The organism is Pseudobacter ginsenosidimutans (assembly GCF_007970185.1).
Taxonomy (GTDB): domain Bacteria; phylum Bacteroidota; class Bacteroidia; order Chitinophagales; family Chitinophagaceae; genus Pseudobacter; species Pseudobacter ginsenosidimutans.
In genome coordinates, this window is sequence record NZ_CP042431.1 from 1,095,544 (window position 1) to 1,112,777 (window position 17,234).

The window sequence follows — 17,234 nt, forward strand, 5'->3', positions numbered from 1 at the left end:
GGGATATGCACATAAGTCGTTACCTCTTTTATTGTATGCGCAAAAACTGCTGCCCAATAGTGGTACGCTGGCAAACAATACAGGTCAGGCATGGCTTAGCCTTGGCCATGTAGAAAAAGCAAAACCACTCCTGGTTGCTGCTACCGAAAAAGATTCCGCAAATTCGGAGGCTTACCGTTCATTGGCACTTATCGCGCAAAAGCAAGGCAATGGCACACTTTGTGCCTCCTATCTCGCAAAAGCTATTGCCCACGGTGGCGCCACTTCCCAAAACATAAACCTCTGGCAACAACTATCGCCTGATGCGGATAAGTCTTCCATCTATTGGGCAATACGAAACACCTTTAAGAAATACTATAAAGACCATAGTATTACCAAACGCTTTATTCTTCCCGAAATTCCAGACAGCTATGAAGCTGCTGTAGCCGCTTATCCCGATATCAATCATTTCTTTTTGAACCTGGATATAACCATTCAGGCAGCCGGGAAAGCAAGTAAAGAATTCAACAAAAATTCTGAAAAAACCATGATGGACAATATGAATAAGCGAATGGCGCAGGTCAAACAAATTTCCGCCAATGTTGGTAAACCGGGCGCCGCCAAAATGGTGAAAGATTTAAAAGGAGAATTTTCCAGTCCATTTATAGCGCAGGCTGCATTAATGCTCAATGCTATTGATAACCCACAATACAGCGTTTCTTACATAAGCCGTATGAAAAAAGAATCTGAAAACAGATTAAGAAGTGAAAACGAATTGAAACAGGCATTGATAACGGATTATGATAATAAGATAAATGCCCTGACAAAAGAACAAAGCAAAATTGATGGGGGCGAAGGTAAAGCAGCAGAGAACAAAAGGTTGATGGAAATAGAAAGAGAACTATGCCAGTTAAGGACTGAAAGGCAAATCAAATGGCTGAAAAAATCAGCAGAGATCAACAATAAGTATATCCGTACCATGGAAAATCTGATGAACCAGCGGTTGCAGGAGTATCTTTTTTGGAACACGATCGCAATGCAATCCATTCAAGACCCTACTGCGGTAAACTATGCAGCTTATACCGGCTATCTCAATAACTTAAAAAGTTTTCGATCTTTCTTCCCTTTTTATGCAGATGGAACCTTTGGAAAGCCATGCGGCGATTATCTAAAAAAAGATAATAATGCAAAAGGCAAAGTGCAGGAATGGGAAAGAGAACATTGCGAAGTGGATTTTGGATTTGATGTGAAGGTAGTGGGTGGGAAATTTAATTGTGAGGGACTCAAAATGTATGTGGATGTAAAAGCCGGGGAATTTACCTATAGTCAATCCTACGATCCGGTAACCTGGGAAACCACGGGGCATAGCCTCTCTGCCAAAGCCGGCAAAGACAAAGAATTTGAAATTACAAAGAACATAGGTGGAAAAATCGGCGCCTCTGTTGAAACCACCATAAAATTCGATGGCAATATGAATCCGGTAGATTTGATTGTAACAGGATCCGCCGGTGCAGGAATAAATGATGGAATTCTTGGAGCAGCCTCTGCCGACCTGGGCTCTGTAACCATTAGTGTAAACGGCGGGTTCAACTCTTCAGGCCCTGGCTTTACAAGTTTTGGTAGTAGTTTTTTGAAAAACTAGACTCGTCCAACTGGAATGCTTGTTCGTACAAGGAATTTTCCGATCTTGATACGTATTACTAAAGCAAGCTGGTCTATGACAAACAGTAACAGAACCTCCCCGCCAGCGTATCTGTTGAAGTTATTAGAGGATACGACCGGTAAGGAAACAGTCAGTTGGCATATGCCTGATTGTGGTTTGTCTCCGGCATTCAGATTTTCAGTAATGCTCGAAGACAAAAACAAGGTTTTTGTAAAAGCAGCTACAGATGAGACAACAGCATATTGGCTCCGCAATGAATATCTTGCCTTATCAACCCTGCGCGGAAAATTTATGCCCAATATTATTGCGTGGATTGATATACCGGATATCCATCCTGTTCTGATAACACAGGACCTGAGCGATGCTTACTGGCCTGCCAGCCATCAGGGTGTAACCTGGCGTAAAGGCGACTTCGAACTTTTGCTCGATGCTGTTCAGATGCTTTCCTCTATTGAGGCACCACCAGACCTGCCTGCAATGAAAAATTGGGGAACCGGGATTTGGCCTTCTATTGCAGAGAACCCTTGTCCTTTTCTCCAACTTGGATTATGCTCCGAAGCCTGGTTCAAAAGATCGATCGACGCCCTGATACTCGCCGAAAGTAAAACGGATGTAACTGGCAATTTCCTTGTTCATGGCGATATCAGAAGTGACAATATTTGTATAGAGGGTTCACAAGTGATCTTTGTTGACTGGAGCCATGCCGGCCGGGGAAACAAACATCATGATCTGGGTAACCTGCTTCCTACGCTTCACCTGGAAGGCGGCCCCGCGCCTTACCTGGTTATGCCGGAAGGCGGGGTGGTGGCCGCTTCGGGGGCTGCCGCACTGACGCAACGTTTGCTGGCAGATCAGTCGATGCCTGAATGGTTGAAAAAAGTATTCATAAAACTAATAGCAATTGATTTGGAATGGGCATCGCAATGTCTCGGAATAGATTTACCCGACGAAATTAAGTAGCTTCAATTCATGAAATTTCTCACCCTTTCATTATTTGTGATCTGCTTTCATTGTGATTCATTAGCGCAGAGACTTGAGTTGTTCGAAAAAAGGGAACTCGTATCCGGTAGCGATACCCTTCCGTATCGCTTACTCTATCCCGTGGATTTCAACCCGGCAAAAAAATATCCATTGGTGTTGTTCCTCCACGGAGCAGGAGCATGGGGCAACGATAATGAAAAGCCACTCAAAAGCCTTCCACAAATATTCCTGGATAGCGCCAACAGGAAAAAATATCCATGCTTTGTTCTTGTACCGCAATGTACTAAGCAAGAACCCTGGGTCAGATTCCCCGGCTTTCCGAATAGCATAGCCACTCCCGATACACCAACCACTTCTACAAAGCTTACCCTGGAATTGCTCAGGAAACTGAAAAATGATTTACCCATCGCTCAAAAACAAATCTATATTACCGGACTGTCCTTAGGCGGAGAAGGAACTTTCGACTTCTTGAGCAGAGCTCCTAAGTTATTTGCAGCAGCAGTCCCCATTTGCGGAATCGCCGATACGGCAAAGGCAAAGATTTATAAAAAAGTGCGTCTATGGGCCTTTCATGGGGATGAGGATACGATCAATGAAGTGAAATACACGCGCATGATAATTGCCAGTCTCAAAAATGCTGGCGGGAAGCCTAAGTACACAGAGTACAAAGGCGTAAAACACAATAGCTGGATTAACGCTTATGCAGAACCTGACCTCCCTGGCTGGCTCTTCGGCAAATAGACTACCCTCAAACACAACCTTTTACCAGTTTTTCCAGTCAGGAGGGGTAACATTCCTGCCGTTTCGTTGATGTATAGCTGGAAGCAAGCACTTCTTGCGCCCACCTAAACACAATCGAATGAAAGCAAAATACCCCATCATTGCCCTGCTGCTTTCCTTTCAAACTGCAGTTGCACAGAACGGAATTCAGTTATCCCTCAGTTCCGGAGTTGCTAACGCTTCTTCAAAAGGAAAAGACAACCTGATTGGCAATGGTTATCATCTTCAGACAGATGTTTTTGTCCCTTTTTATGGAAAAAGCTGGAATCCAAACGGAAAGGAACACAGTTTTGCATTGGGTATTTTCCTTGGAGGGAATTTTACCAGCGTAAAAAATATCCCTTCCAATAACAGTGACGTATCAACGAAATACAATGCCTATAATACACCGATCGCTGTAGAATCAAAAATGAGCAGATCCAACTCGAACAGTTATTCAGGGTTTGCAGGTATTCAGGCAGCATTCGGTTTTGGCAGATTTCATATTTCGCCATCAATAAATGCAGGTTATCTGAGTTTTAAACAGGAAGGATCCGTTCAGACTGGAACAGCCAGCATCAATGGCGAACAACAGCAAAAGGATCTGGTAAAAAGAGAAGCACAAAAAGTGCAGGGACTTATTTTCAAACCACAACTTAGAGCCGGTTACAAACTAAAAGACAATATTGCTGTCTTTGCAGGATTCGCTCTCGTCACCGGCCCCGAAATACAACACACTACCCAATACCTGGTTCCTGAAGGAGGTTTCAAAGAAAACAATACATATGAAATCAGTCAATTGGCTAAGGGAACATGGGAAAGTTCGGTTCAGACTTCCAGGTATGCTATCACTGAAGTCAACATTGGTTTATCTGTTGCATTAGGGAAAAAGAGAACAAAGAAAGGGGCTAATGCCGCTTCTGCCTCTTATGCAGCCGGGAAATCGATGGCGCCGGAAGCCAGACCAGGTAATCCTATCGGAGGCATTATAGTAAAAGGAGGAAAGAATCCCGGAGGAAATAGTATCAATGTGGTAAGCGACGAAAATGGACAAATAACATTCGATGTAGCAACTGCTGGAGACTATATGCTTCAATTGAGTGCTCCTGACCAAACTGCCGGAAGGAGCATCAGTGAAAAAGGAGTTAAACGAAGTGAGGTTGCCGAAATGGCCAGACCTGGTACACCTATCGGAGGCATTGTGGTGAAGGGTGGTAAAAATCCGGGAGGTAATAATATCAATATTATAAGCAATTCAAATGGAGAAATTTTCCTGCCTGATCTTGAAACAGGAAGCTATCGTTTGACCCTTGTCACACCTGCAAACGAAGGAAAAAACCCAAAGGATTCAAAGAAGAAAACCAGGAAAAAAGTAACAGAAGGCGCCACGCCCGGTTTGAAAGATGTTATGAAAACACAAGTTTAATAATCGCCAGAACCTTCAGTAAACACTCATGTGCCAATTGGCCGGACTCACGCGGGTTCGGCCTTTTGCTTTATCTGTTCGCAAATTGCATTTCAAAAAAAAGTTTGTCAAATATTTGGCAGGAATGGAAAATTATTAACACCTTTGCATCATCAAATAACAAACATGCAACGCATAGATCTCCATATCGAAACAGTAAATGGCTTTAGCCCCAAAGGCGGCTACAGTGTTTGCGGGGCATGTTATGCTGATGAATAAGTTTACAAAACGAATTCCATATAACTCAGGCCCCGCGTGAATCGCGGGGCTTTTTGTTTTTACCTTATTTATGAAAAAGAAGAAACTCTAAATATGTAAAATGATCAATGACGATACTATCCAGACATATTCCATTCAAACGCAAGAGTGATACTGTGCTATTCCTCCAACAGGATCGGTGCGCCCATACTGACCCCGGTAACCAGCAGGAGAAAAACAGGAACTCTACCCGGCCGGACTGCACTATAACGTATATGTATACCTGAAAAACAGGAACATAAAAGCAGGCCCGGTCAAAACTGACCGGGCTTTTTTATTGCCATCAGAAAATACCGGTTTACATATAGGAGCATTCCGATTGGCCGGATACTTCATTTGGGGTGAAGAGGCTGCAGGTTCTAATCCTGTCTCCTATACAAAGCAGTAGTTCTGCTGCATGGTTCGTTGGTGTAATGGTCAACATTGCAGATTGTCGATCTGCAGTTACGGGTTCGATTCCCGGAGACAACCGAAAATTATACAGAAAATTGGCTTGTAGCTTAACTGGAAAAGCACCCGGCTTTTAACCGGGGGATTGTGAGTTCGAGTCTCACCAGGCCAACAACTTTAGAGCATTAATTATGGAACAATTATACAACCAGAAAGCAATTCAAGCCACGGCTATTTTTGAGAACCGCTTCCTGAGCAGCAAAGCTTTATACTTATACTATTTCAATATAGTGCCAAACCTGAATTTCATCAGTAAGGTCGATGGCGAAAAAGCATTTCCTGCAATCAGGGAAAAATTCGCTCTGCTAATCCTTGACATATTCCAGCATCGTTGGTATAAAAGAGAAAACAGGAAATACGAATTCATTAGAACTGTGATCATCTTCAAAAACAACTGCATCATAGAACTGAGCAATAATTGCTGCGAAATATTGAATGATGGCACAGAACCGGAATTCCTGGAAGCCATTTCCAGCCTCGCAAGTGAATTCAAAGAACGGCAACGAAAGCAGCCCCTGGAGATCAACCTGATCGTCAGATCCTCTGATTGCCTTGAGTTGAAAGCAATGGAAATCAAACGGACCAAACTCGATCTTGATCTTTTCTATGAAAATGATTTTAAAGATACGGATGAGATCATCAGAAAAAGACTGAACAAGAAAAATGATAAGGGGATCGTTCTTCTGCATGGCTTGCCTGGAACAGGTAAAACCACCTATCTGCGCTACCTCGTGGGAAAGATAAAGAAACGTGTAATGTTCCTCTCTCCTTCTGTAGCCGGAAATCTGGTGAACCCTGATTTTATTGACCTGCTGATCGACAACCCGAATTCCGTTCTGGTGATCGAAGACGCAGAAAATATAATCATGGACAGAAAATTCAATTCCGGATCTGCAGTTTCGAACCTGTTGAATATTTCAGACGGATTACTCGCAGATTTCCTGAACGTACAGATCATCTGCACCTTCAACAGCTCTGTGGCGCTCATCGATAGTGCACTGATGCGAAAAGGACGGCTGATCGCAAAATACGAATTCGGCAAACTTGGCATCGCAAAGTCCAGGCAACTCAGTGATCATTTCGGCTTCGATACAAACATCACACAACCTATGACCATTGCAGAGATCGCCAATCAACATGAAAAAACAGAACCGGTCCGCCAGGTGGAAGTAATCGGATTCAGAAGAAATATTATTGAAAACAAAACATGATCTATTCAGAAATGGAGGTAACCCATGCAACAGCAACATTGGAGAAAGCTGGACGGTACCAAACTCACAAGACCCATTGAAGACGAAGTGGAAGCCGTGTTGATACAGGAAAAAGAAATGGGACATGAATTGAAAGTTTGTATCGGTACCGATAGCCAGGTCAAAGGAAAGGAAACAGAATTTGCTACAGTGATCGTATTCATCCGGCAAGGAAAAGGTGGATTTATGTACATACACAATGAAACCAGTCTCCAAAAGATGACCGTTAAGCAAAGGATGCTGACGGAAGTAGCAAAAAGTATTGAAATCGCCTATGCGCTTTGTTGCCTGTTCACTGTTTATAACGTGGATATGGAAGTGCATGCAGACATCAACACCAATCCCAACTTTAAGAGCAACGATGCGCTGAAAGAGGCTATGGGATACATCATGGGAATGGGCTTCGTGTTCAAAGCCAAGCCGCATGCCTTCGCCAGCTCATGTTGCGCAGATAAAGCAGTACAATAGCGTACCAAATAATTTGTACCATGTGTTATCACCTGGTACAAATTTCTCTCCTTGTCAGAAAAATGTTTGATTTTTGCAATTCAAGCATTCCCCATGGCAAAAGCACAATCACTCGAAAGTTTCTACCAGGAAAAATTCAACTGGATGCCCGGTAACCTCCAGAGAGAGATCGGTCATTTCAATGTTTTCAGGCTGGAAGACTGCATTGGAGAAGGGAAACACGTACAATACAGCCGCAGGGACTTCTACAAGATCTCACTCGTACGCGGAAGCTGGCTTTATCATTATGCAGACAAATCACTGAAAGTATCAGGCCCAACCCTGATCTTTTTCAATCCAACCGTTCCATACACTTTCGAGCTTTTATCCGATGATCCCACCGGCTTTTTCTGTATTTTCAAAGAAGGCTTCTTCACTCAGCACCTTCGCAATGGAATGAAACAATTCCCCATGTTCCTGCCAGGCAATAATCCCGCTTACAGTTTGAATAAATCGCAGGACAAACAGGTGTCCGCCATTTTCAGCAAAATGCTGCAGGAGATCGGCTCAGACTATGTTTTCAAATACGATCTCATCAGGAATTACGTAATGGAGATGATGCATTATGCCATGAAGATCCAACCCACCGAAACATTATATCAACATACAGATGCCAATGCCAGGATCACGTCAGTTTTTACAGAATTACTGGAAAGGCAATTTCCCATCGAATCCTCCACGCAAAGATTCCAATTGAAGTCTGCAAGAGATTTTGCCGATCAGCTCAATGTACATGTGAATCACCTCAACAGGGCCATTCGCACTGTAACCGGCAAAACCACAACCGATCTTATTGCAGAACGGCTGACCACCGAAGCCAGGGCATTGCTGGTACAAACCGACTGGAATATCTCTGAAATAGGCTACAGTCTTGGCTTTGAAAGCGCAGCACATTTCAACCACTTCTTCAGAAAACAAACCAGCCTTACTCCCTCCTCCTTCAGAAAAGCTCCCTGCCCCATCACCCAGGCCAGCTGAGCTTCTTACCGGATTGTTTGAATTATACAATGATCAGTTTGTTATTGGCAAGGTTCGTGGCCGTTGCCCGGCCTAATTTTGTGTTCAGTTTCATGAAACAACAAAACTAAAATTCTAAAAAAATGAACATGAAGAATAAAGTCTGGTTTGTTACCGGAGCATCCAAAGGCCTGGGACTATCACTGGTGAAAGAGCTATTGAACAAAGGGTACAATGTTGCAGCCACTTCCAGGAACCTTGCAGAACTCGGCAATGCTGTTGGCAACAACAGTCAATCATTCCTCCCGCTGCAGATGGACCTGGTGGATACTGCAAGCGTTGCGCAGGGCATTCAAAAAACGATCGATCAATTTGGCAGGATCGATGTAATTGTGAACAATGCAGGTTATGGCCTGGTGGGCGCCATCGAGGAACTCACGGATGAAGAAACGAGGTTGAACTTTGATGTGAATGTTTTCGGAACATTGAATGTACTCCGTGCGGCATTACCATATATGCGCAAACAGGGGTCAGGCCATATCTTGAATGTGGCTTCAGTTGGCGGTTTGGTTGGTACTTTCCCCGGATTTGGCATCTACTGCGCCACCAAATTCGCTATGCATGGATTCTCAGAATCACTGAGCGCTGAACTGAAAGAGTTCGGTATTCATGTAACTGTAGTTTCTCCCGGATACCTTCGCACCAATTTCCTGGGCGCCGGCTCCCTGATTGTTCCGAAAAATGAAATCCAGGAATACAGCTCTGTAAGGAATGCTCAAAACAATCACCAGCACAATATCAACGGAGCCCAGCCCGGAGACCCGGATAAAGCAGCCAGTGTGATCATCGAAGTAGCTTCACAACAACAACCGCCACTGCATTTGTATCTTGGAGCGGATGCATACGGATTGGTGGAATCGAAATTGAAAGATGTAAAAGAAGAAATGGAAAAAGTGAAAGCACTGGCCACCTCTATCAATTATTGAACAAAACAAAAAGCCGGACCTGATTGAGTCCGGCTTTATTATTTTCAGTTGTACATTATTTTACTTTACTGGCACTTCCACTTTAGTCTGATCCCATTCCAGTACCAGCTTACCTTCAGGCAGGGTGATGGTCAGTTTTTCAACAGGATCGCCACTGATCTTGGTTGATTTTGCTTTTACCTGCAAAACATCTTTTCCTTTTATCTGCTCATACTTATAAGCTCCCCATTGCTTCAACTCACTGTTGAGAATGAATGTCCACTCACCTTCTCCAGGAATAGTGAACAGCGAATAAGTACCCGCTTTCACAGGCTTTCCTCCAAATGATCCATTTTTCGCGAATGTGATCTCAGTAGCTTCATTCGCACCTGTACGCCATATTTGTCCGTAAGGGACCAGTTTGCCGAAAATCTCACGGCCTCGTTTTGAAGGTTGGCCATAGCTTACCTTCACATCGTTTCCTTCTGCGGTGATCCTTGGACTCTTGGGTGCATCCTGGGAAAAAGCCGCTGTGGTGCTGCCGGCAATAATTGCTGCTGTCAGAATTATTTTGTACATATTTTGTAAGATTTAGATTTATTGAAAATAGCTATTATTTTATACCCGGAATATGAATAAATGATAAACGGAATGCGCTGGCTTAAGACAATATTCTACCTGTTCGTCCCCCTTACCATGGTAATCGGGGTGTCCTATCTTTTACAGGAAGTAAAAAACAATGATGCTGTACGAACCGATCCTGGCTACAAACAAGCCAAATGGCCGGCCTTACCCGCTGCAGTCACTCCCGGCAAACCCACCGGGATCGGTATCGATACCAATCAAAATATTGTGGTCTTCCACCGGGCCGGCAAAGAATGGCCACTTCTCGGGTCCATCCCTAAAGACATCATCAAAGACAATACCATTTTGATCATTCACAATAAAACAGGTGAACTTCTTTCTAGTTGGGGAAGCGGAATTTTTATTATGCCGCATGGACTAGCTACAGATAATAAAAATAATATCTGGGTTACCGATATCGGACTGCACCAGGTTTTCAAATTCACGCATGATGGTCAACTGCTCCTGAAGCTGGGTGAGGCAGGCATCCCGGGCAAAGACAGCCTTCATTTCAACAAACCCACAGACATCGCTATTGCCAATGATGGATCTTTTTTTGTGAGCGATGGTTATGGCAACAGCCGGATCATGAAGTTTTCCCCGGAAGGAAAATTCCTTTTCGAATGGGGCAGCAAAGGAATGCAACAGGGAGCATTCGATATTCCCCACGGACTTTGTATCCTCAATAACCAACTATATGTTGCGGACAGGGAGAATGCAAGGATCCAGGTGTTTGATCTCAACGGCAAATTCATCCGGGAGCTCAGCTCAGTTTCAGATGCGGATATTTGCGCACTCACCGCCGATACTCTGAAGAACAAACTCTATACAGTTGACGACCTCAACTTCATGAAACTAAAACATCGCGGTTCGGATATAATTGTTTCAGACACGATCGGCATTGCACTCAACAGGTTCGGCAGAAGCAACGGAACGCAGGATCAGCCTTGCTGGTTCCACGACATAGCCATCGACAAAGAACAAAATATTTTTGTTGGCGATATTCTCAAAAACCAGATCCTGAAATTCGAACGTATCACAAAACCCTAGAAATAACTCAGCCATTTCTTTTTTCCCTGATTCAGCTGCTTGTATTTACTGAATCTCAAACATAGCGGATACAATATTGCAAGGGTCACCAACCACATCAAATACACTACAGGCAATCCAAATCCGTAACCCACCAGTTGAACATTGGCTGTAACCCAGGTAGTGAAATTCACCATATCCGATGCGGGCCTTCCGGAGATCATCGCTGCCAGCACGCCAAAGCCATGGATCAGCGGGATATGCATCAAATAGAAGAACATCGGGACCTTTCCGAATATGATCAGTTTTGAAGTAAGCCGGTTCAACGGCCTTTCTGCATACGCAAGGAACAGCAAAGCCGGCCCCAGTGTCATTAATATGAATAATAGGGAAGGGGGATATTTCGATACATTCACAAATGAGAAAATGGTAAAAAGAAAATTCTTTTGTACTGTCCAATGTGCATTATCTCCATATTGATCGATAAAGCGGAGAATGACAAATAAGAAGATAGCCCCAATGCCGAGATTCCGTAATATCCTTTTTCGATAATCCGGATCAACTGCTGCACCATACAAAGTTCCAAGGCAATACCCCAGGGAGATGATACCAATATAAGGCAATACCGGATATCCGATCACGAGGTTGAATGGCCCCAATTGGTAACCTGTAAAATTGGGCTCATGCAGCAAAGACCAGATAAGGTCTGAGGCTTTATGCTCTGTGCTGTGAATACCATCCAGCGCATTGTGTCCAAACACAATGAACAATCCGAGAAACAGTAAAACAGTTCGGGGCAGGTGGATCAGCAATGCCAGCGCCATCATACTGAATCCCAGTGCCCAGATCACCTGAAGGATGAATGCCGGGTAATGCGGATTGAAGGTCCAGGCCAATGTTACATACACCAGCTCCAGCACTACCAGCCAAAGCCCACGGGAAAATAGAAAAAAAGATAGGCTCCTGCGATCATGTTTCATTCCATACAAACAGGCAGCAACACCGGCCAGCAAAGTAAAAACGGGCGCACAATAATGTGTGATCCACCTTGTGAGAAAGATCGGCGCGCTGGTATGCTGCAGGTCTGTAGGATCATGAATGTAGGAATATGCATGGAAGTAATCGCGCACATGATCGAGGCACATGAACACGATGATGAAACCGCGCAACAGGTCGATTGATTCGATCCGGCGACTTCTGATTGCAGTCTGGGCAATACCCGGAACCGTTTTGGTCATATTATCAGGTTAAGGTTGTAACATGATAATTACACCTGCCGCTCTGATTGGTTCAATGGAAAAAAATGAAAAAGGATAATTGACGCAATTGGACCGCTGGCGCCTTCACTGTCCTCCGATTATTGGCTTGAATTTTAATGCAAGTAAGATCAACCCGATCCTCGATTGAATGGAAAATTTTTGATAAAGGCTATCTCTGTAATCATCAATGGTATAACGGCTCACATTCATTCTTTGAGCAATCTCCTTATAAGGAATGTCCATAGAAGCATATTTCAGAAAAGTAAGTTCTCTTTCCTTCAATGACCTGAGCTTTTCCAAAAGATCATGTGCAGCATCATCCTGAATAACTCCTTTCAACAGATTTGGAAAATACTCATTACCATCAGCAACCGTTTCCAAAGCCATCCGCAATTCTTCTTTTTTAATAGATTTTGAAATATATCCCTTTACGCCCAGCTTATATAAACGTAACAAGGCAAGGTCATCTTCATAGGCAGTCAGGGCAACTACTTTAACTGCGCTGTGCATTTTTCGGATTTCCTTCATTGTTTCGAACCCATCCATCACGGGCATGTTTATATCCAGCAATATGATGTCTGGAGTAGCCCCGGAAGCAAGATGGTCCAATAGTTCTTTTCCATTTCCCGCCTCCGGGCCAATTTGAATATGTGGAATGGTAGACAGTAAGAGTGAAATAGCTGATCGTACCAATACGTGATCATCTGCCAATGCAACGGTTAAGGTTTTAGAAGAAGAATTCATTAGGATAACAATTTTTATGGGGTCCGGGAAAATACCCTCAAATGTGGAGTAAAAATAAAATAACATTAATTAAGTTTGTCAAAATGCAAGCCTAAAGCGTATCGGTTCAGTGCATTTGTAAACTCCCATCACTCCAGCCCACTCCTGCCTCTATGATCAAATCGGACACCTGTTTTATTGAACGGGCGGAATGAGGCTACCTGTTATTTACCCTTCATACTAATAGTTCTTAAAGAGCAGAACATTTTATACTCAGGTATTTTGCCGGACAGACTTTAACTCCTAAATATTAATATCTACAGCAATAACCTTTCCTATGTCAAAATTAAGCTTACTCGCGTGCGTGGCCTGGCTATCAATTTGCACAACAATTCGGGCACAATTTCCCAATAGCCTCGGATCTCCATCCCCTAATAGCAGTTTTCTCAGAACAATTGGGGGCGCTCCCACTTCAGTTGGAGTTGACCTTTATACTGGTACAGCTCAGGTAAACGTTCCTGTTTGTGACCTTGCCTCCAAAGACATGACCATTCCTGTTTCCCTGACCTACACTCATGGTAAGGGAATAAAAGTGCAGGACTACGCAACCTGTGCGGGCCTTGGCTGGCAATTGCAGGCCGGAGGCAGTGTAACCAGGATTGTTCGTGGTTTTCCCGACGAGTTCCCTAATGGTTATCTCGGCACAGGCAGATGGGGACAAAAAATAACCAATCACCTGGTCAACGGAACACCGTATACTACTGCGGATAGAAAGGCTATCACCGGCGGAGGTACCGCTGACTTACCTACAGCCGATGGAGAACCAGACATCTATTTTGTGAAAACAGCAAGCTTTGCATTCCAGTTTACCTTTAACGGTGATGGGGAGCCTGTTCTTTCCAACAGCAATGGTTTCCTGATCACGGCACCAGGATTATTCAACACCAGCTCCTATCAAAGCCCCCTTTTTGTGATAACAGACCCCAATGGGAACGAGTACCACTTTTCAACTTATTCTAATGGGAGTGAATATACCAAAACAAAACTCTATGGAACAGAATATACTTACCCTACTACCTGGAACCTAAACACTATCTTTACAAATAATAAAAGGGAAGTGATCAATTTCAGTTATATCGCTTCTCCCAATGATGAAGTATACAGACATTTCCGGACCTTAAAAAGGGAAAGCGCCAATTGCACTACTGTTGAACTCAAAGAAGATACTGTAACCAATACGATAATTCAACCTAAATACATCAGTTCAATTCAATCATCGCTTGGCGAAATTAATTTTTCGTACGCTTTCGACAGACGCGATGTGGCGGGCGCAGCAAGGTTATTATCGGTATCCCTGAAATCATATACAGCTATTGGCACATCAACACTGCAAACCTACACATTCAATTACGGCTATTTCGGCGACCCTTCAACTGATCTGAATGTTCTGAGGCTGAGGCTGGATAATATCTTTGTTGCAGGAGGAACAGCAAATACAGCAACTCCTGTTCAATACAGAACATTCACTTACCATAATTCAGACAATCTTCCTTCGCGGAGATCAGCTGTTTTTGATTACTGGGGTTACTTTACTGCATATACTCCCATCAATGGCTCAACAGATCCACTCTATTATCCGCAACTCAGAGTACCCAACCTGAACAAAACAAAAGCCAATATCCTTACGGAAATTCAGGACATGACCGGCTCTTCCTGGCTCATTAACTATGCGCAGCACAACTATTACAAGAATTCCTCCAATATAGCTGTTGGCGGGCTCAGAGTACAATCCATATCAAATACATTGAGCACCGGTGAAAATATTCAGACAAGTTATGTTTACGAAAATGATCAGGGAATTTCGCAAGGACAGATACTGACTGAATCTTATGCAAACCTGCTAACCGGATGCACCAATGCTGTATTAACTGTATTGTCTGAAGCTCCAACCATTACCAATGATTTGAATGGAACTTTTATTGGTTATTCATCCATAAAAACCATTCAACCGAATGGCGGCTATACTGTTGCTGAATTCTACAACTTCAGTGATTTTCCTGATATTTTCAATTATCTGGCGTCTGCAGACAACCCAGCCCCTTCCGTTACTTCCACTATCAGCTCAGCTTATAAAAGAGGGATTCCGAAAAAAAATACAGTGTTCAATTCTGCATCAGTCAAAATATCAGAAACAACCTATTCCTATTCGTCATTAACAAGTCCCGAAACAAAATCAGCCTGGGCATATAAATGGAATTACATTTATGAAACCGCCTGTGGCCTCGGTTGTGGACAAAACTTCGAGTCTACTTATTACACAAAAATTGAGAATTATCGCCTGACAGGAATGATCAGCAAATCCTATGATCAGCTTGACCCGAACTCCTTCATGCAAAACTCAACAACTTATACCTACAGTAACAATAAAAGAACGATTCATAAAATAGTTACTACGGATTCGAAAGACAATACCGTAGAAGAAACAATTTACTATGCAGACAACAGCTCCATACCCATGCTTACTCCTGCTGAAGAAACCGCCATCACAGCAATGCTGAACAGGAATAACAGGGATGCAGTTATACATACAACTTCCAGCAGGAATGGAGCTGTTAGCACCTTACACAATAGTTATGCAGTAAAAACTTTACCAGACGGAAATACCAGAGTTTTTCTTGTTAACTCCTCCCTTATAAGAATTCCACATTGTTAAACAACGAAATTTTCGAATATGACATCGAAAGATCCAATCCCATTTCCTCCCAAACAGACGGAGGAAAACCTACAGGAGTATTATTTGGTTATGGTCTGAATAAAGACGCGTACCCAATTGCTTTTGTAAAAAATGCAGGAACAATTCCGGCTACTGAACAAACCACAGGCTATGGCACTGTTTTTGGCCTCTCTGCTGTTTTTACCACTGGCTATACTGGTACCATCAATCTGACCCTGAGCTACGTTTCATCAGGAGGAACAAGTCCGGCTACAACCAACTATACGCTATCTGGTCCGGTAACCAGAACAGGTACTCTCTGCCTGCCGGGAGGTAGTGGTGGCACCTGCTCCGGTACACCTCAAACAATTGATTTTACAAATATGCCGGCAGGAACCTATACACTGAATATTGTGCCGGTATCAGTTCCCTTTCCAACTACTTTCAATTATGTTTATCCCAAAAACATTCCATTCCTCAAGAAAGAGTTCTATTATGAAAGTTTTGAGGATAATCCTTCGGCCATTGCCGGTTCTGCACATACAGGCGTCAAGTATTATAATGCCGGTTCAACTCCTTTCCAGGTAAATTATGCAACAGCATCTGTCAGAAATTATGTGATCCAGTGGTGGAACTGGGAAAATGGAAAATGGAAATTTAATGAGCAGGCATACACCGGACCAAGATCTATTTCCGGGATCATTGACGATATACGAATCTTTCCTAATGACGCACTGATGACCACCCATACCTATGAACCACTGGTCGGCAAAACCAGTACAATCGATCCCAGTGGCAGAACAAGCACTATAGAATATGACGGCTTCAGCAGGATCAGCGTTTCAAGAGACAACGACAAGAATATTCTCACCAAAACCTGCTATAACTATATTTCGCAACCTGTAAGCTGTCCTCTTCCCACAATTTTCTCCAATGTTGAAAAATCCGCAAGTTTTACAAGGAATAATTGCTCCGCAGGATATAGTGGCGCCACCATTCTGTATGTAGTGCCCGCCAACTCGTATATATCCACTATCAGTCAGGCCGATGCCGATCAGCTGGCAGTGAACGATATTACTGTAAATGGGCAGGAATTTGCAAACACCAATGGAACCTGTATTCAAACATGGTACAATGAGATAAGGTCAGGAACATTTACAAGGAATAATTGCAGCAGTGGAAGCACGGGAGGAACTGTAACCTACACAGTTGCAGCTGGCACACATAGCTCAACTACCAGCCAGGCTCATGCGAACTTACTTGCCGAACAGGATGTTGCCATCAATGGGCAAAATTTTGCGAATACCAACGGCATTTGTACTCCTACATCATGTTCCTTCAGTGCCGCATCCGGCTTCACATCACTATATAGCAGTATTGGAGCATCGGGCGGCTCCGTTGGATTTTCTTTTTACTTCACCAAAACAACCTCAGGAATGTATGCAGGTCTTTCCTACTCCATTGGTATTATCAATGGATGCAGGCCATCTGTGGCGAGAACTATCTCTGTTGGCGGAGGCAGCAACTCCTGGGAAGTAGAAATCAGGCCTGATGGTGAAGTAATTGCCCGTTATATCAGCGGTCCTGTTATCAATGCCGGAAGTTCTGTATACCTCAGTGGATCTTTTGCCTTATAAAAAAACAAAACCAGT

Annotated in this window: 14 protein-coding genes and 3 tRNA genes; 14 read left to right on the forward strand and 3 right to left on the reverse strand. The window is 43.4% G+C overall.

Annotated elements, in window-relative coordinates; genetic code table 11:
• Positions 1 to 31: 31 nt before the first annotated feature.
• The 11 genes from FSB84_RS04325 (at position 32) to FSB84_RS04370 (ending at position 9,255) form a co-directional block, all read left to right on the forward strand.
• Positions 32 to 1,621: a tetratricopeptide repeat protein gene (locus FSB84_RS04325; RefSeq protein ID WP_130542733.1), complete on the forward strand. Its 1,590-nt coding sequence runs from the start codon at positions 32 to 34 to the stop codon at positions 1,619 to 1,621.
• A 75-nt stretch (positions 1,622 to 1,696) separates the two neighbouring features.
• Positions 1,697 to 2,602 (forward strand): phosphotransferase, encoded by a 906-nt coding sequence (locus tag FSB84_RS04330; protein ID WP_158643771.1) that lies wholly within the window; start codon positions 1,697 to 1,699, stop codon positions 2,600 to 2,602.
• A 9-nt stretch (positions 2,603 to 2,611) separates the two neighbouring features.
• Positions 2,612 to 3,364, forward strand: coding sequence for a carboxylesterase family protein (locus FSB84_RS04335; protein WP_130542731.1), 753 nt, complete (start codon positions 2,612 to 2,614; stop codon positions 3,362 to 3,364).
• Between the two features lie 118 nt (positions 3,365 to 3,482).
• Positions 3,483 to 4,808 carry a hypothetical protein gene (locus FSB84_RS04340; protein WP_130542730.1) on the forward strand — a complete coding sequence of 442 codons (1,326 nt, stop codon included), beginning with the start codon at positions 3,483 to 3,485 and terminating at the stop codon, positions 4,806 to 4,808.
• A gap of 601 nt (positions 4,809 to 5,409) precedes the next feature.
• A tRNA-Pro gene (locus FSB84_RS30580) sits at positions 5,410 to 5,482 on the forward strand.
• A gap of 22 nt (positions 5,483 to 5,504) precedes the next feature.
• Positions 5,505 to 5,577: transfer RNA gene (locus FSB84_RS04345), tRNA-Asp, on the forward strand.
• 17 nt (positions 5,578 to 5,594) lie between these two features.
• Positions 5,595 to 5,667: transfer RNA gene (locus tag FSB84_RS04350), tRNA-Lys, on the forward strand.
• Positions 5,668 to 5,686: 19 nt separating this feature from the next.
• The gene (locus tag FSB84_RS04355; protein WP_130542729.1) at positions 5,687 to 6,766 is read left to right on the forward strand and encodes an AAA family ATPase; all 1,080 of its coding nucleotides are present in this window, start codon (positions 5,687 to 5,689) and stop codon (positions 6,764 to 6,766) included.
• A 24-nt stretch (positions 6,767 to 6,790) separates the two neighbouring features.
• Positions 6,791 to 7,273 carry a ribonuclease H-like YkuK family protein gene (locus FSB84_RS04360; protein ID WP_130542728.1) on the forward strand — a complete coding sequence of 161 codons (483 nt, stop codon included), beginning with the start codon at positions 6,791 to 6,793 and terminating at the stop codon, positions 7,271 to 7,273.
• A 93-nt stretch (positions 7,274 to 7,366) separates the two neighbouring features.
• Positions 7,367 to 8,290: a helix-turn-helix domain-containing protein gene (locus FSB84_RS04365; RefSeq protein WP_130542727.1), complete on the forward strand. Its 924-nt coding sequence runs from the start codon at positions 7,367 to 7,369 to the stop codon at positions 8,288 to 8,290.
• Positions 8,291 to 8,418: 128 nt separating this feature from the next.
• Positions 8,419 to 9,255: an SDR family oxidoreductase gene (locus FSB84_RS04370; protein WP_130542726.1), complete on the forward strand. Its 837-nt coding sequence runs from the start codon at positions 8,419 to 8,421 to the stop codon at positions 9,253 to 9,255.
• Positions 9,256 to 9,315: 60 nt separating this feature from the next.
• Here FSB84_RS04370 and FSB84_RS04375 read toward each other — a convergent pair whose 3' ends face one another.
• A complete protein-coding gene (locus FSB84_RS04375; RefSeq protein ID WP_130542725.1) occupies positions 9,316 to 9,813 on the reverse strand; it encodes a DUF2911 domain-containing protein in 498 nt (165 codons plus the stop codon).
• 72 nt (positions 9,814 to 9,885) lie between these two features.
• On the opposite strand from FSB84_RS04375, the gene FSB84_RS04380 reads away from it, so the two are divergent.
• Positions 9,886 to 10,908, forward strand: coding sequence for a peptidyl-alpha-hydroxyglycine alpha-amidating lyase family protein (locus FSB84_RS04380; protein WP_158643772.1), 1,023 nt, complete (start codon positions 9,886 to 9,888; stop codon positions 10,906 to 10,908).
• Here the strand turns inward: FSB84_RS04380 and FSB84_RS04385 are convergent.
• The gene (locus FSB84_RS04385) at positions 10,905 to 12,125 is read right to left on the reverse strand and encodes a DUF1624 domain-containing protein (RefSeq protein ID WP_130542723.1); all 1,221 of its coding nucleotides are present in this window, start codon (positions 12,123 to 12,125) and stop codon (positions 10,905 to 10,907) included. The genes FSB84_RS04380 and FSB84_RS04385 overlap by 4 nt on opposite strands.
• Before the next feature lie 105 nt (positions 12,126 to 12,230).
• Positions 12,231 to 12,890 (reverse strand): response regulator transcription factor, encoded by a 660-nt coding sequence (locus tag FSB84_RS04390; RefSeq protein ID WP_165434924.1) that lies wholly within the window; start codon positions 12,888 to 12,890, stop codon positions 12,231 to 12,233.
• A 316-nt stretch (positions 12,891 to 13,206) separates the two neighbouring features.
• On the opposite strand from FSB84_RS04390, the gene FSB84_RS04395 reads away from it, so the two are divergent.
• On the forward strand, positions 13,207 to 15,582 hold the full coding sequence (locus tag FSB84_RS04395; RefSeq protein WP_158643773.1) for a hypothetical protein: 2,376 nt from the start codon (positions 13,207 to 13,209) through the stop codon (positions 15,580 to 15,582).
• Positions 15,576 to 17,219, forward strand: a complete 1,644-nt coding sequence (locus FSB84_RS04400) for a DUF5977 domain-containing protein (protein WP_147122051.1) — start codon at positions 15,576 to 15,578, stop codon at positions 17,217 to 17,219. Before FSB84_RS04395 ends, FSB84_RS04400 begins: the two co-directional genes overlap by 7 nt.
• Positions 17,220 to 17,234: the final 15 nt, after the last annotated feature.